The sequence below is a fragment of the Idiomarina sp. UBA4206 genome (assembly GCF_002383015.1).
Classification (GTDB): domain Bacteria; phylum Pseudomonadota; class Gammaproteobacteria; order Enterobacterales; family Alteromonadaceae; genus Idiomarina; species Idiomarina abyssalis.
Map to the genome: position 1 here is coordinate 55596 of NZ_DFTS01000037.1, position 2539 is coordinate 58134.

Below are 2539 nucleotides of genomic sequence, written 5' to 3' on the forward strand. Positions count from 1 at the left end.
GTCCGGTAATGTAATCCAGGTCGCCACATTCCGAATCAATATCGGTCAGGTTCACTGTTGGTGCGAACCAGTTCTCCCGCATCATATGAATGCTGGCCCAGGCTTCGATGGTGCCACAAGCTCCCAAAGTGTGGCCTAAGTAGCTCTTCAGCGAACTGATAGGCACCGGGCGTTTAAATACCTTTGCGGTAGCATTAGATTCAGCAACATCGCCGCGATCGGTAGCAGTACCGTGCGCATTTACATAACCGACCTGCTCCGGTTCTAAGCTTGCTTGCTGTAACGCAAGTTGCATTGCCACCGCCATGGTCTCCGCCGTAGGCTGAGTAACATGGGCGCCATCCGAGTTAGTTCCAAAGCCAACCAGCTCAGCGTAAATTGTCGCTCCACGCTCCAGAGCATGGTCCAGTTCTTCAAGAATAAAGGTTCCCGCACCTTCACCAATAACCAGTCCATCACGATTTTTGTCAAAAGGTCGGGGCGTCTGCTCTGGTGCTTCATTGCGGGTGCTGGTCGCGTATAAGGTGTCAAACACCACAGCTTCAGAAGGACACAAGGCTTCTGCACCACCGGCTATCATGACTTTCTGGTGACCGTAAAGAATGGCTTCATAGGCATAACCCAGACCTTGAGAAGCGGATGTACAGGCTGAACTTGTGGTATGTACCCGCCCTTTGACGCCGTAAAATACGCCCAGATTAACCGCCGTGGTATGAGCCATGCTCTTTATATAAGTCGTTGCATTCAGACCGGTCATATCACCGTTTTCCAGCATATTACCGAAGATTTTCATCTGCTCGGTATCTCCGGTCGAAGAGCCATAAGCAACACCGCAGCTTCCGTCACTAATACAAGGGTGCTCCAGTAGCCCGGCATCGGTTAATGCTAACTCGGTTGCCCGGGTGGCCATTAAGCTAACGCCGCTCATGGAGCGCACCGCTTTACGGGAGTAATGCGAAGGCTTTTTAAACGCTGGCTGAATCGGTGCTGCCAGGCGTGTGTTCAACCCTTCAAAACGTTCCCACTCGGGCATATTAACCACGGCATTTTTACCGCTTTCCAGACGACTCCGAAAGCTTGACCAGTTGTCACCAAAAGCTGTCAGACAGCCCATACCGGTTACGACCACACGTTTCATTAAACTAACCCACCATTAACCGAGAAAACCTGGCGCGTAATGTAAGCGGCTGACGGCTGGAACAGATAGCCAACCAAACCCGCGACTTCTTCCGGCTTACCCGCACGGCGCATGGGTATCATGGATAAAATGTCTTTCTCATGCTCGAGCTCACCGGTCATGTCTGTTTCAATCAGTCCCGGAGCTACACAATTAACGGTAATTTTGCGCTTAGCCAGCTCCAGCGATAAGGCTTTAGTCGCCGCAATAACCCCGCCCTTAGAAGCGCTATAGTTAACCTGCCCACGATTACCGGCAATACCGGAAACCGAAGCAATAGTGACCACACGGCCGCCCCGGCGCTGCTGGATCATGGGCATAATTAACGGGTGCAGCACATTATAAAAACCGCCCAGGTTAGTTTGCAGCACGCTGTCCCAGTCATCTTCCGTTAGCGAAGGGAAAGCGCCGTCGCGGGTGATGCCGGCATTACACACCGCACCATAATAAGCGCCGTTATCTGCAATATCCTGTTCTATCGCCTGTCGGGCAGCTTCGCGGTCACTAACATCAAACACCAGTAAAGACGCCTGTTGACCCAGTGCTTTAACTTCTTCTACAACCTGTTCCGCCGATGTTTTGTCTGAGCGACAATGAATGGCCAGATCAAAGCCATCTTTAGCCAGTTGCAGCGCAATTGCCCGACCAATCCCTTTACCGGAACCCGTGACAAGCACTCGTTCAGCCATACCTTTAACCATAATTTTCCTCTATAAATGCGTTTTCATCCGGTGGCTGATAAACATTCAGCCGGGCTTGTGCAATCACCTTATCGCCATGGCGAATGTCACACGCAAAAACACTCAGCCCTGACGACTCAACATGTAACTCTTCAACGAACACATCGTATCGTTTGCCCAGTTTGAAACTGGCAATATCGCACTGATATTTTCGGCTTCCCAGTAGAAAGCCCAGCTTAATTTCACCACCGGCGGCTTTATGCTGGTATCCCGCAACAGCGGCGATGCTTTGTGCCATAAGTTCAATGCCAACATGCGCCGGTAGACCCTGAAGCAATTCGCTGTAAAACAAATTATCGCTACTGACCGTTAGCCGACACTGTCCCTTGCCGGGTTCGGCCCAGCACAGCTCATCAATCAGCCGCATGGGGGGTTGGTGCTTTATCAGCTCGTCTAAATTATGCGCCATGTTGCTTTCCTCGGCTAAAAACCAGGGAAACATTGTTTCCACCAAAGGCAAAGGAGTTACTCAGACAATGCTCAACAGGGATCTGCCATGAGTCACCCTGGTATAAATTGATATCCGTTATATCCGAATCTTTGACGCCGTCCCAGGCATGCTTTGGCAGCCCGTTTTGTTGAGTAAGCGCCAGCCAGCAGAACACCGCTTCAATAGCACCGT

General features: G+C 51.2%; 3 protein-coding genes and 1 pseudogene. All 4 read right to left on the reverse strand.

The genetic code is table 11. From position 1 onward, the window contains the following. Positions 1-1138, reverse strand: a 1138-nt coding sequence (locus tag B3180_RS07785; RefSeq protein ID WP_286843874.1) for a beta-ketoacyl-ACP synthase, incomplete at its 3' end; no start/stop codon positions are given. Beyond that, positions 1138-1866 (reverse strand): 3-oxoacyl-ACP reductase FabG, encoded by a 729-nt coding sequence (gene fabG, locus B3180_RS07790; RefSeq protein ID WP_054489067.1) that lies wholly within the window; start codon positions 1864-1866, stop codon positions 1138-1140. The genes B3180_RS07785 and fabG, both read right to left, overlap by 1 nt. Positions 1867-1870: 4 nt before the next feature. Beyond that, positions 1871-2326: a hotdog family protein gene (locus B3180_RS07795; RefSeq protein ID WP_222236168.1), complete on the reverse strand. Its 456-nt coding sequence runs from the start codon at positions 2324-2326 to the stop codon at positions 1871-1873. Continuing rightward, positions 2316-2539, reverse strand: a pseudogene (locus B3180_RS07800) (beta-ketoacyl-[acyl-carrier-protein] synthase II); the annotation flags it as partial. The gene B3180_RS07795 and the pseudogene B3180_RS07800, both read right to left, overlap by 11 nt.

What these genes read in the sequence shown, in the direction of transcription:
- fabG (WP_054489067.1), bottom strand. Translation starts at nt 1,866, where the DNA reads ATGGCTGAACGAGTGCTTGTCACGGGTTCCGGTAAAGGGATTGGTCGG.
- B3180_RS07795 (WP_222236168.1), bottom strand. Translation starts at nt 2,326, where the DNA reads ATGGCGCATAATTTAGACGAGCTGATAAAGCACCAACCCCCCATGCGG.